Consider the following 16383-nt stretch of genomic DNA (forward strand, 5'->3'; position numbering starts at 1 on the left):
GCGAACGAAAGGGCGGCACTGTGAGTCTCAGCAGCGACCTGGCTCGCGCCCAGGTCAAGGCGGAGACGCTGATCGAGGCACTGCCCTGGTTGGCGCGTTTCTCCGGCTCGACGGTCGTGGTGAAGTACGGCGGCAACGCGATGACCGATCCGGAGTTGCAGCGGGCGTTCGCCGCCGACATGGTCTTCCTGCGCTATGCCGGCCTGAAGCCCGTGGTGGTGCACGGCGGTGGTCCGCAGATCTCCGCCATGCTGGGTCGCCTCGGCATCGCCAGCGAGTTCCGGGGTGGTCTGCGGGTGACCACCGCCGAGGCGATGGACGTGGTCCGGATGGTGCTGGTCGGTCAGGTGGGCCGGGAGTTGGTGGGTCTGATCAACTCGCACGGTCCGTACGCCGTCGGCCTCTCCGGTGAGGACGCCCGGTTGTTCACCGCGGTGCGTCGTCCGGCGTACGTGGACGGGGTGCCGGTCGACGTGGGTCAGGTCGGGGACGTCGAGTCGGTCGACGTGTCCGCGGTGACCGATCTGATCGCGGCGGGTCGGATTCCGGTGATCTCCACGGTGGCGCCGGACGTGGAGGGGGTTCTGCACAACCTCAACGCGGACACCGCGGCGGCGGCGCTGGCCATCGCGTTGCGGGCCCGCAAGCTCGTGGTGCTCACCGACGTGGCGGGTCTGTACGCGGACTGGCCGGACACCACCAGCCTGGTCTCCGAGATCGCCGCGGACGACCTGGCCAAGCTGCTGCCCACCCTCGAGTCGGGGATGGTGCCGAAGATGGAGGCCTGCCTGCGGGCGGTGCGTGGGGGTGTGCCCGCCGCGCACGTCGTCGACGGTCGGGTGGCGCACTCCACGTTGCTTGAGGTGTTCACCTCGGAAGGGTTCGGAACGATGGTGGTGCCGGAAGACGGGACGGACGCGACATGAGCACGTTGGCGCAGCGGTGGAAGCAGTCCATGATGGACAACTACGGCACGCCGCCGTTGGCGTTGGTCTCCGGCGCCGGTGCCGTCGTGGTCGACGACGCCGGCCGGGAGTACCTGGACCTGGTGGGTGGCATCGCGGTCAACGCTCTCGGTCACGCCCATCCGGCGGTGGTGGCGGCGGTGTCGAAGCAGGTCGCCACCCTCGGGCACGTCTCCAACCTCTATGTGGCCGAGCCGCCGGTCACCCTGGCCGAGCTGCTGTTGGCGCTCGCCGGCCGGCCCGGCCGGGTCTTCTTCGCCAACTCCGGCGCGGAGGCGAACGAGGCGGCGTTCAAGCTGTCCCGGCGCACCGGGCGCACCCACGTGGTGGCGACCAGGGGCGGCTTCCACGGCCGCACCATGGGTGCCCTCGCCCTGACCGGCCAGCCGGCGAAGTCCGATCCGTTCCGGCCGCTGCCCGGCGAGGTGACCCACGTCGACTACGGCGATGTCGCAGCCCTGGAGGAGGCCGTCTCCGACGCCACCGCCATGGTCATTCTGGAACCCATCCAGGGTGAGAACGGTGTGCTCGTCCCGCCGGCCGGTTATCTCGCCGCGGCCCGGCAGATCACCGCCCGGCACGGCGCGCTGCTGGTCCTCGACGAGGTGCAGACCGGTATCGGGCGCACCGGGCACTGGTTCGCGCACCAGGCCGAGGGCGTGGAGCCGGACGTGATCACGCTGGCCAAGGGGCTGGGTGGCGGGCTGCCCATCGGGGCCACGCTGGCCTTCGGCCGGGCCGCGGACCTGCTCACCCCCGGCTCGCACGGCACGACTTTCGGCGGCAACCCGGTCAGCTGCGCGGCGGCGCTCGCCGTGGTGGCGACCATCGCCAACGAGGGCCTGCTCGACAACGTCAAGCGGGTCGGTGAGCGGCTACGTCGCGGCATTGAGGCACTGGGCCACCCGTTGATCGCCGGGGTGCGCGGTGCCGGTCTGCTGCTCGGCGTGGTGCTCACCGCACCGGTGGCGTCGGTGCTGGCCGAGGCGCTGCGGGAAGCCGGCTTTCTGGTCAACCCGGTGCAGCCGGGTGTGGTTCGGCTGGCTCCTCCGTTGATCCTCACCGCCGCCCAGGCGGACACCTTCCTCGCGGCGCTACCCGCCGCACTGGACGCGACCGCCCCGGCCGCGGCCGGCGCGGAGATCGCACCATCCACCCTGGCCACCACGACGGGAACGACTCGATGACCCGGCACTTCCTGCGCGACGACGACCTTTCGCCCGCCGAACAGTCCGCGGTCCTCGACCTGGCGGCCCGGATGAAGGCGGACCGGTTCGGCCACCGGCCGCTGGCCGGCCCCCGCTCGGTGGCGGTGCTGTTCGACAAGCAGAGCCTGCGGACCAGGATCTCGTTCGACGCCGGGGTCGCCGAGCTGGGCGGGCACTCAATGGTGGTGGACACGCAGGCCACCCACTTCGGCCGGGGCGAGTCGCTCGCAGACGCGGGGCGCGTGCTGTCCCGCTACGTCGCGGCGATCGTGCTGCGGACCCACGGCGACGACCGGATCGCCGAGGTGGCGAGCGCTGCCAGCGTGCCGGTGGTCAACGCGCTCACCGACGGGTTCCACCCGTGCCAGTTGCTGGCCGACCTGCTCACCATCCGCGAGCGGTTCGGCGGCACGGCCGGTCGCATCCTGGCGTACGTGGGGGACGGCGCGAACAACATGGCGCAGTCGTACCTGCTGGCCGGGGCGATGGCCGGCATGCACGTGCGGATCGCCGGCCCGGCCGGGTTCGCGCCGGATGCGGAGGTGGTGCAACGGGCCGCGCAGATCGCGGCGGAGACCGGCGGGTCGGTGCGGGTGCTGACCGACCCGACCCAGGCGGTACGCGACGCCGACGTGCTGGCCACCGACACCTGGACGTCGATGGGGCAGGAGTCCGACGGGCTGGACCGGATCACTCCGTTCCTGCCGTACCAGGTCAACAAGGAGTTGCTCGGCCAGGCCGCGCCGGACGCGATCGTGCTGCACTGCCTGCCCGCGCACCGTGGCGAGGAGATCACCGACGAGGTGCTCGACGGCCCGCAGAGCGCGGTCTTCGACCAGGCGGAGAACCGGCTGCACGCCCAGAAGGCGCTGCTGACGTTCCTGCTGGGCACCGCGACGGAGGGCACCGCGACGGAGGGCACCGCGACGGAGGGCGTCGCGACCGGCGACACCCGCACCGGGGAATCCCGATGACCGCGCCGCTGACGCGCGCGGCCCGGCACGCCCGGATCGTGGAGCTGATCCGGGACCGGGCGATCCGGTCGCAGACCGAACTGGCCGACCTGCTCGCCGCCGACGGCGTGGGCGTCACCCAGGCCACCCTCTCGCGGGACCTGGAGGAGTTGGGCGCGGTCAAGGTGCGCGGTGGCGACGGTCCGGCCGTCTACCTGATCCCCGAGGACGGTCAGCGACCGTTGCGCGACGCCGAGGCCGCCCCGGCCCGGCTGGTACGGCTGCTGCGCGAACTGCTCAACGGGGTCGACTCCAGCGGCAACATCGCGGTGTTGCGGACACCGCCGGGCGCAGCCCAATATCTGGCCAGCGCGTTGGACCGGGCGGGCCTGCCGGAGATCGTCGGCACCATCGCCGGCGACGACACCATCCTCGTCGTGGCCCGTGAGGCCGTCGGCGGGGCGGCACTCGGCGACAAGCTCGCTGGCTGGGCCCGCCGGGAAGACGCAGTCGAAGGAACCATCCCGTGACCGAGCGGGTCATGCTCGGTGACCCGTGCCAGCACGAAACCGAGCGAGCGCGGCGCGTGAGCCCCGCAGTCGCGAGCGAAAGGCAAGTAGAGCAATGATGGGCGACGTGGACGACAAGAGCCTGACCGAGAACAGCGCCGCCACCAACCGGACGAGCCTCTGGGGTGGCCGGTTCGCGGGTGGCCCCGCCGAGGCGCTCGCCCGACTGTCGGTGAGCGTGCAGTTCGACTGGCGCCTGGCCCCGTACGACATCGCCGGTTCCCGGGCGCACGCCCGGGTCCTCGCGGGCGCCGGCCTGCTCGATCCGGAGGAGCTGGGCCGGATGCTGGCCGCGCTGGACGACCTGGAGGCCGCCTGCGCCTCCGGGTCGTTCCGCCCCACCATCGACGACGAGGACGTGCACACCGCGCTGGAGCGCGGCCTGCTGGAGCGCCTCGGCAGCCTCGGTGGCAAGCTGCGCGCCGGCCGGTCTCGCAACGACCAGGTCGCCACCGACCTGCGGCTCTACCTGCGTGACCACGCCCGGGGTGTGGCCAGCCGGCTGGTCGAGCTGGCCGAGGCGCTGGTCGAGCAGGCCGAGCGGCACATCGACACCGCAGCGCCGGGCATGACCCACCTCCAGCACGCCCAGCCGGTCACCTTCGGGCACTGGCTGCTGGCCCACGTGCAGCCGCTGCTGCGTGATCTGGAGCGGTTGCGCGACTGGGACCACCGGGCGGCGATCAGCCCGTTGGGCGCGGGCGCCCTGGCCGGTTCCGGGCTCCCGTTGGACCCGGTGGCGGTGGCCAAGGAGCTGGGCTTCCGTACGTCGTTCGCCAACTCGATGGACGCGGTCGCCGACCGGGACTTCGTGGCCGAGTTCCTCTTCACCACCGCGCTGATCGGGGTGCACCTGTCCCGGCTCGGCGAGGAGGTGGTGCTCTGGACCTCGCACGAGTTCGGTTGGGTGGAGCTGGACGACTCGTTCGCCACCGGCTCGTCGATCATGCCGCAGAAGAAGAACGCGGACATCGCCGAGCTGGCCCGGGGCAAGTCCGGGCGGCTGGTCGGCGGTCTGATGACCGTGCTCACCATGCTCAAGGGTCTGCCGATGACCTACGACCGGGACATGCAGGAGGACAAGGAGCCGGCCTTCGACGCTGTCGACACCCTGGAGCTGCTGCTTCCGGCCCTGGCGGGAATGATCTCCACGATGACGGTCCGGGTGGACCGCCTCGTCGCCGCCGCCCCGGTCGGCTTCTCCCTCGCCACCGAGGTCGCCGACTGGCTGGTCCGGCGCAATGTGCCGTTCCGCGACGCGCACGAGATCACCGGCCAGCTGGTGGCGCTCTGCGCGGCTCGGGAGTGCGAGCTGAACGACGTCTCCGACGCGGATCTGGCCGCGATCAGCGGGCACCTCGACCCGTCGGTGCGCGACGTGCTCTCGGTCCGCTCGGCCCTCGCGGCCCGGACCACCCCCGGTTCCACCGGCCCCGGCCCGGTCGCCGACCAGCTCGCCGACGCGGCGGACCGGCTGACCAGTTGGCGGGAGTGGGCCGCCGAGCGGGTCGTCCCGCGCTGACCGGGCTGCGGCGTCGGCGTTGGCCGCCGGCGCCGCAGCTGGTTCAGGCCGTCGGGCGCTCCCGCTTGGGGAGCTTGGCCACCACCATGTCGTACGACGAGTCGACCGCCTCGGTCAGCTCCTCGTCGTCGATCCCGCCGTCCAGGCGCAGCGTGTTCCACCCGGACCGGCCGATGTAGGCCATCACGCTGGCGTCGTCGGGGTGCCGGTGCAGCCACTCGTCGGCGACCTCCCGGGTCGGCCCGCACTTGATGCCGACCGTCGGTTTGCCCCCGGCGCTGCCGAGGAACGCGAAGATCCGGCCGCCCACCTTCACCACCTCGTCGCCCTCCCATGGCTGGTCCAGCCATGCTCCCGGCTTGGCCAGGCAGTACGCCAGCATCTCCGCGCGCTCCATGGGTGCCTCCTCGTCGTGCGCACAGTGTGCCCGCCCGACCGGTGTCGCGGGCGAGACGTGCCGATCCGGGTGTCGGCTCAGGACGCGCCGGATCCGGCGGTCTGCTCGGACGAGCGGGCGGCGACCCGCTCGTAGCGCTGTCGGGCCGCCTGCGCGCTGCCCAACCCCAACCCGTACGCGATCGCCTGCCAGGTCAGCCCCCGGTCGCGGGCCAGCGTCAACAGGCCGGCCTCCAGGGCGTCCAGCTCGGCGCGGACGTGGGGGAGCAGGGTCAGCGCGGCGGTCAGGTCGGCGGCGTCGATCGGCTCCTCGGCCGGTTCGCGCTCGGCCCCGCCGGCGGCCAGCGCGGTGACCAGGGCGACCGCCTCCCACGGGTCCAGCACGTACGGGTGGGCCCACCGGCCCCGCTGGGTGTCGGTGCCGGCGTGCCGCTCGCTGATCCGCTGTAACGCCTCGTGGGTGCGGTGGGCGCGGGCGCGGGCCGGGTGGGGCGCGGTGAACGGATCGTCCGTCGTCATACCCCGAGCACACACCCTCAACGTTCAGTTGTCAACAGATTGTTGAGGTCGGCCGTGCTCGGCCTCCGCCGTCGACACCCGGGCGAGGCTCGCCCGCCCGGATGCCGGGGCGGCGGGATGGGTACCGTCGGGAACATGGCCCTGTCCTCCAGTGACCGCACCAGCGACGCCGACCTGGCGGCGCTGGCGGACCTGCTCGCCGGTCCACTGCTGCCAGCGGCGCGCGGGCTGCTGGGCTGCCGGTTGCACGCCGGCGGGGTCACCGTCCGGATCACCGAGGTCGAGGCGTACGCGGGTAGTGGCGGCGATCCCGCCTCGCACGCCCATCGGGGCCGCACCCCGCGCAACGCCGTGATGTTCGGCCCCGCCGGGCACGCCTACGTCTACTTCACCTACGGGATGCACTGGTGCGTCAACGTGGTCACCGGGGTCGAGGGGGAGGCCACCGCCGTGCTGCTGCGCGCGGGTGAGGTGGTTGACGGGCTGGCCACGGCACGGGAGCGCCGACCGGCCATCCGGCGCGACGTGGACCTGGCCCGCGGGCCCGCCCGGCTCTGCTCCGCGCTCGGCATCGACCGCGAGGCGTACGGGACGTACCTGCTCGGCGACGGCCCGGTCCGGCTGCGGCCGCCGGTCCGGCAGGTGCCACCGGAGGCGGTGGTGGCGGGCCCCCGGGTGGGAGTGACCGGCGCGCACGACCTGCCCTGGCGGTTCTGGCTCGACGGCGATCCCACGGTCAGCGCGTACCGCCGGCACGTGCCCCGCATCCGGCGCTGAGCGCGTGAGGCGGCGTGTGAGCGGCCGAGCCTGTCGGGGGGTGTGGCCATAATCACCGGACCTGCTCACCGACGGTTCGGAGGACGTTATGGCAACGCTGCTCGCGATCGGCACAGCAAAGGGGTTGTTTCTCGCCACCAGCACCGACGACCGGCGCAGTTGGGAGATCAGCGGGCCGCACTTTCCGATGACCGGTGTGTACGCGGTCGCGGTCGACACCCGTCGTTCCACCCCGCGGCTGCTCGCCGGCATGACCAGCTCACACTTCGGCCCGAGTGTCGCCACCAGCGACGACCTCGGCGCTTCCTGGGACGAGCCCGACCAGGCGCCGGTCGCGTTCCCGGCCGACACCGGCGTCTCCCTCGGGCGGGTCTGGCAGTTGATGCCGGCCGGCCCCGACGAGCCGGACGTGGTCTGGGCCGGCACCGAGCCCTCGGCCCTGTTCAAGTCGACCGACGGTGGCCGCAGCTTCGAGCTGGTCCGTTCCCTCTGGGATCACCCGCACCGCCCCCAGTGGGAGGCCGGCTTCGGCGGTCAGGCCGTGCACACCGTGCTGCCCCACCCGCGTGACCCGGCTCGGCTGCTGGTCGCCATGTCCACCGGCGGGGTCTACCGCTCGGAGGACGCCGGGGCGACGTGGGCGCCGGGCAACACCGGCATCCGCGCCTACTTCATGCCCGACGAGTGGCCGGAGTTCGGCCAGTGCGTGCACAAGGTCGCCCGGGACGCCGGCAACCCCGAGCGGCTGTACGCGCAGAACCACCACGGTGTCTACCGCTCCGATGACGACGGCCGCACCTGGTCCTCGATCGCCGATGGGCTGCCCAGTGACTTCGGCTTCCCGATGGTGGCCCACCCCGGGCGCGGCGGCATGGTGTGGACCTTCCCGTTGGTGGCCGACGGTGAGCGGTTCCCGACCGACCACCGCTGCCGGGTGTTCCGTTCCGCCGACGCAGGCGGCAAGTGGGAGCCGCTCTCGGTGGGGCTGCCCGAGGGGCCGTTCTATCCGGCGGTGCTGCGGGACGCGATGTGCGCCGACGACGCCAGCCCCGGCGGGGTCTACTTCGGCACCCGATCCGGTTCGGTCTTCGCCAGCCGCGACGAGGGTGACTCCTGGTCGGTGGTCGCGGCGCACCTGCCCGACGTGCTCTGCGTTCGCGCCGCGGCGGTCTGAGCGTGGTCACCGTGCTGCTGCCCGGCCCGCTGCGCGGCGAGGCCGGGGGCGCGAGTCGGCTGAACGTCACCGCCGCCGGGACGCTGCGGGCGGTCCTCGACGAGATGGCCGTCGCGCATCCCCGGCTGGCGCGGCGCATCCGCGATGAGCGCGGCGAGCTGCGCCGCTACGTCAACGTCTTCGTCGACGGGGAAGACTGCCGGCACTCCGGGGGTCTGGCCACTCCGGTCCGCGACGGCGCGGAGGTGCAGGTGTTGCCCTCGGTGGCGGGCGGCTGACCGGCCGCCACCGAGAGGGCCTTCGAGTCGAATGTCCAGTTTTCGGGGGTGACCGGCGCCACTGCCAGGCGTCCCGCCGACGGAATAGTTGCGTCGTCAAATAAGTTGTGAGCTGCGTCCGGGTACCACGACGGCACCCGGTTGACACGCGAGGAGCTGGTCATGCAGTTCGGAATCTTCACCGTCGGTGACGTCACGGTCGATCCGACCACCGGTCGGGAGCCGACCGAGCATGAGCGGATCAAGGCGATGGTCGCGATCGCGTTGAAGGCCGAGGAGGTCGGTCTGGACGTCTTCGCCACCGGCGAGCACCACAACCCGCCGTTCGTGCCGTCGTCACCGACCACCATGCTCGGCTACATCGCGGCGCGTACCGAGCGGCTGCTGCTGTCCACCGCCACCACGCTGATCACCACCAACGACCCGGTGAAGATCGCCGAGGACTACGCGATGCTCCAGCACCTCTCCGGCGGCCGGGTGGACCTCATGATGGGCCGCGGCAACACCGGCCCGGTCTATCCGTGGTTCGGCAAGGACATCCGCGCCGGCATCCCCCTGGCCATCGAGAACTACGACCTGCTGCACCGGCTGTGGCGCGAGGACGTGGTCGACTGGAAGGGCAAGTACCGCACCCCGTTGCAGTCCTTCACCTCGACGCCGCGCCCGCTCGACGGCGTGCCCCCGTTCGTCTGGCACGGATCGATCCGCAGCCCGGAGATCGCCGAGCAGGCCGCGTACTACGGCGACGGCTTCTTCGCCAACCACATCTTCTGGCCCAAGGAGCACACCCAGCGGATGATCGCGCTCTACCGCCAGCGGTACGCGCACTACGGCCACGGCTCTGCCGACCAGGCGATCGTCGGCCTCGGCGGGCAGGTGTTCATGCGCCGCAACTCGCAGGACGCGGTCCGGGAGTTCCGGCCCTACTTCGACAACGCACCGGTCTACGGGCACGGGCCGTCGCTGGAGGAGTTCACCCGGGAGACCCCGCTGACCGTGGGCAGCCCGCAGCAGGTCATCGACCGCACCCTGGGCTTCCGGGAGTACGTCGGTGACTACCAGCGGCAACTGTTCCTGATGGACCACGCAGGGCTGCCGCTCAAGACCGTGCTGGAGCAGCTCGACCTGCTCGGCGAGGAGGTCGTGCCGGTGCTGCGCAAGGAGTTCGACGCGCTGCGCCCGGCGCACGTGCCGGCGGCGCCGACCCACGCCTCGCTGGTCGCCGCCGCGGGCGGCGCCAAGGACAGCACCGTGCACGCCGTCGACGACGTGACGGGCAAGGCGCCGGAGGGGGCGACCCGATGACCCGCCGCACCCTGGCCGTGATCTCGGCGGGGCTGAGCCAGCCCTCGTCGACCCGGCTGCTCGCCGACCAGCTCGCCGCGGCTACCCGCGACGAGTTGGTCCGGCGCGGCTCCGACGTGCAGCTGCACGTCGTCGACCTGCGGGAGTACGCCCACGACGTGGTGAACAACATGCTCACCGGGTTCGCGCCGGCAGCGTTGCGCGAGGTCATCGACACGGTGACCGGGGCGGACGGCATCATCGCCGTCACCCCGATCTTCAGCGCCTCGTACAACGGGCTGTTCAAGTCCTTCTTCGACGTGTTGGATTCCGAGTCGCTGATCGACCGGCCGGTGCTGATCGGTGCCACCGGCGGCACCGCCCGGCACTCGCTGGCACTGGAGCACGCCGTCCGCCCGATGTTCGCCTACCTCCGGTCGGTGGTGGTCCCGACCGCGGTCTTCGCCGCACCGGAAGACTGGGCGGACGGCACCGCCGACGGCGCGTTGCGTGCTCGGATCCTGCGCGCCGCCGGTGAGCTGGCCGACCAGATCGAGCGTCGGCCGCCGGCCACCGGGCCGGCCGACCCGTTCGCCCTCACCACCGACTTCCTGCAGATGCTCGGCCGAGGTGACGGCCCGCCGGTCAGCTGACCGGGCGGGCGACCAGCACCGGGCAGTGCGCGTGCTGGATCGCCGCCTGACTGACCGACCCGAGCAGCAGACCGGCGAACCCGGCCCGGCCCCGGGTGCCCACGACCAGCAGCGCCGCCGCGCCGCTGGCCTCGATGAGCCCCTGGGCCGCGCCGGCCGCCCGGACCGGATGCTCCCGCACCACCAGGTCGGGGTGCTCGGCGCGCACCGCGCCGGAGGCGTCGGCCAACAGCCGCACCGCCTCGGCCTGGGACGCGGCCTGCGACTCCTCGATCTCCTCCGGCACCGCCCGGTCCCCCTCCGGAGGATCGATGTGCACCAGCACCAGCGGCACGTCCCGCAGCGCCGCCTCGTCGGCGCCGAAGCCCACGGCCAGTCGGGACGACTCGGACCCGTCGACGCCGACCAGCACCGGGCCGTCCACCGGGATCGGCTGCTCGTCCGGGCGGACCACCAGCACCGGGCAGTGCGCGTGCGCGGCCACCTGCGCGCCGACCGAGCCGAGGAGCAGCCCGGCGAACCCGCCCAGGCCACGGCTGCCCACCACGACCAGCTCGGCCCGGTGAGACTCCTCGATCAGGGTGGCACCGGGGCCACCGGCGACCTGACGCCCCTCGACGGCGAGGCCCGGCCACCGCTCGGTCAGCTCGGCCGCCGTGCGCTCCAACATCTTCTGCCCCTCCTCGGAGGGCACCGGCACCCCGATCTCGTACGGGTTGAGCGGCACGCCGTAGCCGAACGGATGCAGGTATCCGTGCACCAGGAGCAACGGTCGGGACCGGCGCAGCGCGGCCCGGGCCGCGTGCTCGGCGGCGACGAGGCTGGACGGCGATCCGTCCACGCCCACCACGACAGGTCGGTTCATCGGCGCTCCCTGGGTCGGTCAGGTCATTGTCGACCGCCCGACCGCGCTGGCGGGGCCGGACGCGCCGGCCCCGGCGTTACCGGCTGAGTCGGCGTCCCTCTTTTTCCGACAGCCCCGTTGCGTACCCTCGTCCGGTGACTTCCGATCTGCGGTTGCGGCCGGTCCTGGAGGACGACCTCGTCGAGTTCTTCCTGTTCCAGCAGGACCCGGAGGCCAACCGGATGGCCGCCTTCGGCCCCAAGGACCCCACGGACCGTCGCGAGTTCGCCCAGCACTGGGCCCGGGTGCTCACCAAGCCGGCGAACCGGGTCCGCACCGTCGAGGTCGACGGCGAGGTGGTCGGCTACGTGAGCGCCTTCCCGGTCGATGACCAGACCGAGGTCAGCTACTGGATCGACCCGGAACGCTGGGGCCGGGGCCACGCCACGGCGGCCCTGGCCGCCCTGCTGCGCGAGCTGCCCCGGCCGGTGCACGCCCGCGCCGCCAAGGACAACGCCGCCTCCCTCGCGGTGCTCCGCAAGTGCGGGTTCGTGGTGGTCGGTGAAGACTCGGGGTACGCGAACGGCCGCGGCGAAGACGTCGAGGAGTGGCTGCTGGAGCTGCCCGCCGACGGCCCTGACCTGGGCGGGCACTAGTCTCGCGGAGTGAATTGGTTGGATCTCGTCGGCTGGGCCGGCTCCGCGGTGCTGGTCTGGTCGCTGCTGCAGTCGCGGGTTCTGCGACTTCGGGCGCTCAACCTCGTCGGCAGCGTCGTGCTGATCGGCTACAACGCCGCGATCGGGGTCTGGCCCATGGTCGGGCTCAACGTCGTGCTCGCGGCGATCAACATCTGGTACCTGCGCGGGATGCTCGTCACCCGGCACGACGAGAAGACCTACCAGGTGGTGGAGGTCGGTGTCGGCGACCAGTTCCTCGCGCACACGCTGCGGCTGCACGCCGCCGACATCGCCCGGTTCAACCCCGACTTCCACTGGGATCCGGACGCGTCGGGGTGTTCGGCGTTCCTCGTGGTCACGGCCGACGAGGTGGTCGGTGTGGTGCTGTCGCACGCCGAGGCGCCCGGCGTCGCCCAGATCGACCTGGACTATGTGACCCCGAAGTTCCGTGACTTCACCCCGGGCGAGTTCGTCTACCGGCGCAGCCACCTGTTCACCGAACGCGGCTTCCACCGGGTGGTCAGCCCGCCCCGGATGATCGCCCCCTACTACCACCGGCTCGGCTTCCGCCCGGAGGGCGACTCGTACGTCCTCGACCTCCCGGCGTCATCCACGCCCCCGTCCGCCTAGCGTCACCGCTGCCCCCGTCGGCGTAGCGTCACCGCCGCCCGATTCGGCGTAGCGTCGCCTGGGCAGGATTCGGCCGGCACCGGACGGGGCAATGACAACGCCTACGCCGGGCGGGCTCGCCGACCGGCGGGGGCCGCGGGTAGCGGCCGGTGCCACCACCACGAGGGAGCGAACCGGGCGTGCAGAGCTACGGGAGCCAACTGGCCCTGGTCGGAGTCCTGGTCGTGATCAACGCGCTCTTCGCGGGCAGCGAGATGGCGTTGGTGTCGCTGCGGGACAGCCAGATCCAGCGGCTGGAGCGCACCAGCCGGGCCGGGCGGGTGCTGGCCCGCCTCGCCAAGGACCCGAACCGCTTCCTGGCCACCATTCAGATCGGCATCACCCTCGCCGGGTTCCTGGCCTCCGCCGCCGCGGCGGTCTCCCTGGCCAAACCCCTGGTGCCGCTGCTCGGGGTGTTCGGCGGCGCCGCCGAGACGGTGGCGATCGTGGCGGTCACCCTCGCGCTGACCTTCGTCACCCTGGTCTTCGGCGAGCTGGCGCCCAAACGGATCGCCATGCAGTCCGCCGAGCGGTGGGCGCTGCTGGTGGCCCGCCCACTGGACCTGCTCGCCACCTTCACCCGGCCGGCCGTCTGGGCGCTCGGCGCCACCAGCGACGTGGTGGTCCGCCTGGTCGGGCTCAACCCCAAACACCAGCCGGAGGAGATTGGCCCGGACGAGCTGCGCGACATCGTCGCCGGCAACCACGGTTTCACCAAGGAACAGCGCACCATCATCGCGGGCGCGGTGGAGATCGCCGACCGACGGTTGCGGGCTGTCCTCGTACCCCGGTTGCAGGTCTTCACGCTCGACAGCGGAACCACCGCGGAGGCCGCGCGGCTCGTGCTGGCCGCCACCGGGCACTCCCGGGCTCCGGTCGTGCGCCACGGCGGCCTGGACGACACGGCCGGAGTGATCCACCTGCGTGACCTGGTGGGCGTGCCCGACGACCGCCCGGTCGACGAGATCGCCCGACCGCCGATGCTGCTGCCGGACTCGCTACCGGTGGTGGACGCGCTGCGTCAGTTCAAGGCCGAGCGTCAACACATCGCGCTCGTCGTGGACGAGCGCGGCGCTGTCGACGGCATCGTGACGCTGGAGGACATCCTGGAGGAGATCGTCGGCGAGATCTACGACGAGACCGACCGGGACGGCTACTCGGTACGCCGCGACCCCGATGGCGCGCTGCTGCTGCCCGGCACCTTCCCGGTGCACGACCTTCCGGACATCGGCGTGGAGCTGCCGTCGCGACCGGCCGGCGACTACACCACCGTCGCCGGGCTGGTGCTGGCCCGGCTCGGGCACATCCCCACCGTCGCCGGGGAGGACGTCACGCTGGACGGCTGGGTGCTGGTCGTGGCCGGCATCGACCACCGGGCGATCACCGAGGTACGGCTCAGCCGGGTGCCTGACGAAGCCGACGTCGACACCGACCAGGCCGCCGAGCCGGTGCTGGACGAGGCCCGCAGTTGACCTGCCCACCGAACGTCGACGCTCAGGCGGGCGAGAGGTTCTGCAGCCGGACCTGACCGCGGGCCACCAGCCGCTCATCGGCGTCGGTGATCTCCACCTGCCAGAGCTGCTGGCTGCGGCCCCGGTGCACCGGAGTGCCGACGGCGGTCAGCTCGCCGTCGCGGACGGCCCGCAGGAAGTCGGTCTGGTTCGACACCCCGACCACAGTGCCCCGGTCGGCCAGCCAGAGGGCACCGCCCACGCTGGCCGCGGACTCCACGACCGCGCAGTACACCCCGCCGTGCTGGATGCCGAACGGCTGGTGCAGCTCCGGGCGGACCTGCCAGCTGATGACCACCCGGTCGGCGCTCGCCTCCTCGAACGTGAGGCCGAGCAGGGCGACCAAACCGCCCGTCAGATCCGGAATCTCCATGGCAAAGCCCTCCTCGATCAACGGGGCGCAAGCCTAGCCGGGGCGAGTTGCGCGAAACCCGGTACGGGTCCGTGCCGACGATGGGGGAGAATCGGTGACCGTGACCGACAGCAGCCTCCCGCCCCCCGGGCGGGCCTCCCTGACCGATGACCTGCTCTGGCGTGGCCTGATCCAGGACTCGACCGGCCTCGACGAGCTGCGCGAGCTGCTCGACGGTGGGAGTGCCGCCACCTATTACGTGGGCTTCGACCCCACCGCGCCGAGCCTGCACGTCGGCAACCTGATGCAGGTCCTCATGGCCCGCCGGCTGCAACTCGCCGGCCACCGCCCGTTGCTGCTGGTCGGCGGCGCGACCGGGCAGATCGGCGACCCGAAGGAGAGCGCCGAGCGGGCGCTCAACCCGACCGACGTGATCGCCGGCTGGGTCGAGCGGATCCGCGAGCAGCTCGCGCCCTTCGTGTCGTACACCGGCGACAACGCGGCGCAGTTGGTCAACAACCTGGACTGGACCGGCGAGATGTCGATCGTCGAGTTCCTCCGCGACGTCGGCAAACACTTCCCGGTGAACAAGATGCTCGCGCGGGAGGTGGTGCGGGCCCGGCTGGAGACCGGCATCAGCTTCACCGAGTTCAGCTACCAGCTGTTGCAGGCAAACGACTTCTTCGAGCTGCACCGGCGGCACGGCTGTCAGCTCCAGTTCGGTGGCTCCGACCAGTGGGGCAACATCACCGCCGGCGTCGACTACGTCCGACGGCGGGGCGCGGGGCCCGTGCAGGCGTTCACCACGCCCCTGGTCACCAAGGCCGACGGTACGAAGTTCGGCAAGAGCGAGGGCGGCGCGGTCTGGCTCGACCCGACGATGACCAGCCCGTACGCGTTCTACCAGTTCTGGCTCAACGTCGAGGACCAGGAGGTCGACCGCTACCTGCGGTACTTCAGCTTCCGGACCCGTGACGAGCTGGAGGAGCTGGCGAAGGCTACCGCTGAACGGCCGGCGGCCCGGCTGGCCCAGCGGGCGCTCGCCGAGGAGCTGACCACGTTGGTGCACGGCGCCGACGAGACCCGACAGGCGATCGCTGCCAGCCAGGCGCTCTTCGGCCGTGGCTCATTGGACGACCTGTCGCCGGAGACCCTGCGCGCGGCGCTGACCGAGGCAGGTCTCGTACGCCTCTCCGGTGAACTGCCGGATGTGGCGGGTCTGCTGCGGGACTCGGGGCTGGTGAATGGCCTCAAGGAGGCCCGTCGGGTGATCGCCGAGGGCGGCGCCTACGTCAACAACAACCGGGTGACCGCTGTGGACGCCGAGGTCTCGCCGGCCGATCTGCTGCATGGGCGATACCTGGTACTGCGCCGGGGGAAGCGTTCGTTCGCCGGCGTTGAGCTGGGCGAATAGTCGTCTGTCGACGATGTGACGGGGGACGCGTCCGGCGGATTTGACGATCATCCCGCCGGACGCGTAACTTTCTCTCTGCCAGCGCGGAACGGACGAAACAGGCGAAAGCCTGAGACGGCCGGAGCGCCGGCCAACGGCCTGGGGGTCGGGCGGGCATGCCCACCGGAACCCCGACCGGGAGGTGCCACCAGAAACGCCGCGAGGCGGATTTGGCGCGGCGAAACCGACCGGGTATGGTTACGAACCGGCAGGGCACCGGGCGGGTCGCGGGAAATCGCGACGGCCGGCCTGCCGAATCCATGACGAGAGCGGCGCAAGCCGGTCACGACATGGTGCCCGCATTACCGAATGAAGCATGACGGACCGCGAAACATCGGTTTGACACGGCGGAAACGGGCGGGTAACGTAGTAAAAGTGCCTGGCGCTGATAGCGGTGGGTACGGGGTACGGAAAGCCCCGGTTGGGGTTCCGCTGAGGTGGGGCTTCTGGTTGGTGTGTGGTTGTTCTTTGAGAACTCAACAGGGTGCTTGTAAAGCCAGTGCCAATTATGATTTATACCCCGGACTGGTCAGTTTTTGCTGGCTGGTTGGGATTCCTTTGGCAACATTTGTTTGTTGC

At 71.8% G+C, this 16383-nt stretch carries 18 protein-coding genes; 14 read left to right on the forward strand and 4 right to left on the reverse strand.

Features of this window, described 5'->3' with window-relative positions; translation table 11 throughout:
* Window positions 1-20: 20 nt before the first annotated feature.
* The 5 genes from argB to argH all read left to right on the forward strand — a co-directional run bounded on the left by argB (window position 21) and on the right by argH (window position 5217).
* Window positions 21-926, forward strand: a complete 906-nt coding sequence (argB, locus tag DLJ59_RS04210) for an acetylglutamate kinase (RefSeq protein WP_124771191.1) — start codon at window positions 21-23, stop codon at window positions 924-926.
* A complete protein-coding gene (locus DLJ59_RS04215; RefSeq protein WP_124771192.1) occupies window positions 923-2152 on the forward strand; it encodes an acetylornithine transaminase in 1230 nt (409 codons plus the stop codon). The genes argB and DLJ59_RS04215 overlap by 4 nt, the downstream gene beginning before the upstream one ends.
* The gene (gene argF / locus DLJ59_RS04220) at window positions 2149-3147 is read left to right on the forward strand and encodes an ornithine carbamoyltransferase (protein WP_167493817.1); all 999 of its coding nucleotides are present in this window, start codon (window positions 2149-2151) and stop codon (window positions 3145-3147) included. Before DLJ59_RS04215 ends, argF begins: the two co-directional genes overlap by 4 nt.
* Window positions 3144-3656, forward strand: a complete 513-nt coding sequence (locus DLJ59_RS04225) for an arginine repressor (protein WP_124771193.1) — start codon at window positions 3144-3146, stop codon at window positions 3654-3656. The genes argF and DLJ59_RS04225 overlap by 4 nt, the downstream gene beginning before the upstream one ends.
* A 97-nt stretch (window positions 3657-3753) precedes the next feature.
* A complete protein-coding gene (gene argH / locus DLJ59_RS04230; protein ID WP_124771194.1) occupies window positions 3754-5217 on the forward strand; it encodes an argininosuccinate lyase in 1464 nt (487 codons plus the stop codon).
* 43 nt (window positions 5218-5260) lie between these two features.
* Here argH and DLJ59_RS04235 read toward each other — a convergent pair whose 3' ends face one another.
* Together DLJ59_RS04235 and DLJ59_RS04240 are read right to left on the reverse strand one after the other, a co-directional pair.
* Window positions 5261-5614: an MmcQ/YjbR family DNA-binding protein gene (locus tag DLJ59_RS04235; protein WP_124771195.1), complete on the reverse strand. Its 354-nt coding sequence runs from the start codon at window positions 5612-5614 to the stop codon at window positions 5261-5263.
* A 77-nt stretch (window positions 5615-5691) separates the two neighbouring features.
* A complete protein-coding gene (locus tag DLJ59_RS04240) occupies window positions 5692-6132 on the reverse strand; it encodes a DNA-binding protein (protein WP_124771196.1) in 441 nt (146 codons plus the stop codon).
* Between the two features lie 135 nt (window positions 6133-6267).
* On the opposite strand from DLJ59_RS04240, the gene DLJ59_RS04245 reads away from it, so the two are divergent.
* From DLJ59_RS04245 to DLJ59_RS04265, 5 genes are all read left to right on the forward strand, one after another.
* Window positions 6268-6909 carry a DNA-3-methyladenine glycosylase gene (locus DLJ59_RS04245; protein ID WP_124771197.1) on the forward strand — a complete coding sequence of 214 codons (642 nt, stop codon included), beginning with the start codon at window positions 6268-6270 and terminating at the stop codon, window positions 6907-6909.
* Between the two features lie 88 nt (window positions 6910-6997).
* Window positions 6998-8083: a WD40/YVTN/BNR-like repeat-containing protein gene (locus tag DLJ59_RS04250; protein WP_124771198.1), complete on the forward strand. Its 1086-nt coding sequence runs from the start codon at window positions 6998-7000 to the stop codon at window positions 8081-8083.
* 2 nt (window positions 8084-8085) lie between these two features.
* On the forward strand, window positions 8086-8361 hold the full coding sequence (locus DLJ59_RS04255) for a ubiquitin-like small modifier protein 1 (RefSeq protein ID WP_124771199.1): 276 nt from the start codon (window positions 8086-8088) through the stop codon (window positions 8359-8361).
* A 162-nt stretch (window positions 8362-8523) separates the two neighbouring features.
* Complete coding sequence (locus tag DLJ59_RS04260) at window positions 8524-9666, forward strand: LLM class flavin-dependent oxidoreductase (protein WP_124771200.1); 1143 nt, start codon at window positions 8524-8526, stop codon at window positions 9664-9666.
* Window positions 9663-10298 carry an FMN reductase gene (locus DLJ59_RS04265; RefSeq protein ID WP_124771201.1) on the forward strand — a complete coding sequence of 212 codons (636 nt, stop codon included), beginning with the start codon at window positions 9663-9665 and terminating at the stop codon, window positions 10296-10298. Before DLJ59_RS04260 ends, DLJ59_RS04265 begins: the two co-directional genes overlap by 4 nt.
* Here DLJ59_RS04265 and DLJ59_RS04270 read toward each other — a convergent pair.
* Window positions 10291-11163 (reverse strand): universal stress protein, encoded by an 873-nt coding sequence (locus DLJ59_RS04270; RefSeq protein WP_124771202.1) that lies wholly within the window; start codon window positions 11161-11163, stop codon window positions 10291-10293. The genes DLJ59_RS04265 and DLJ59_RS04270 overlap by 8 nt on opposite strands.
* Before the next feature lie 134 nt (window positions 11164-11297).
* Here DLJ59_RS04270 and DLJ59_RS04275 point away from each other — a divergent pair, with 134 nt between their 5' ends.
* The 3 genes from DLJ59_RS04275 (at window position 11298) to DLJ59_RS04285 (ending at window position 13960) form a co-directional block, all read left to right on the forward strand.
* Entirely contained in the window at window positions 11298-11798 is a 501-nt protein-coding gene (locus DLJ59_RS04275) for a GNAT family N-acetyltransferase (RefSeq protein WP_124771203.1), read from the forward strand.
* A gap of 9 nt (window positions 11799-11807) precedes the next feature.
* Window positions 11808-12449, forward strand: a complete 642-nt coding sequence (locus DLJ59_RS04280) for a hypothetical protein (protein WP_124771204.1) — start codon at window positions 11808-11810, stop codon at window positions 12447-12449.
* A 179-nt stretch (window positions 12450-12628) separates the two neighbouring features.
* Entirely contained in the window at window positions 12629-13960 is a 1332-nt protein-coding gene (locus DLJ59_RS04285; protein ID WP_124771205.1) for a hemolysin family protein, read from the forward strand.
* 22 nt (window positions 13961-13982) lie between these two features.
* Here DLJ59_RS04285 and DLJ59_RS04290 read toward each other — a convergent pair whose 3' ends face one another.
* Complete coding sequence (locus DLJ59_RS04290; RefSeq protein WP_030335766.1) at window positions 13983-14372, reverse strand: PaaI family thioesterase; 390 nt, start codon at window positions 14370-14372, stop codon at window positions 13983-13985.
* Window positions 14373-14472: 100 nt separating this feature from the next.
* Here DLJ59_RS04290 and tyrS point away from each other — a divergent pair, with 100 nt between their 5' ends.
* Complete coding sequence (gene tyrS / locus DLJ59_RS04295) at window positions 14473-15765, forward strand: tyrosine--tRNA ligase (RefSeq protein ID WP_124771210.1); 1293 nt, start codon at window positions 14473-14475, stop codon at window positions 15763-15765.
* Window positions 15766-16383: the final 618 nt, after the last annotated feature.

The organism is Micromonospora inaquosa (genome assembly GCF_003857055.1).
Lineage (GTDB): Bacteria > Actinomycetota > Actinomycetes > Mycobacteriales > Micromonosporaceae > Micromonospora > Micromonospora inaquosa.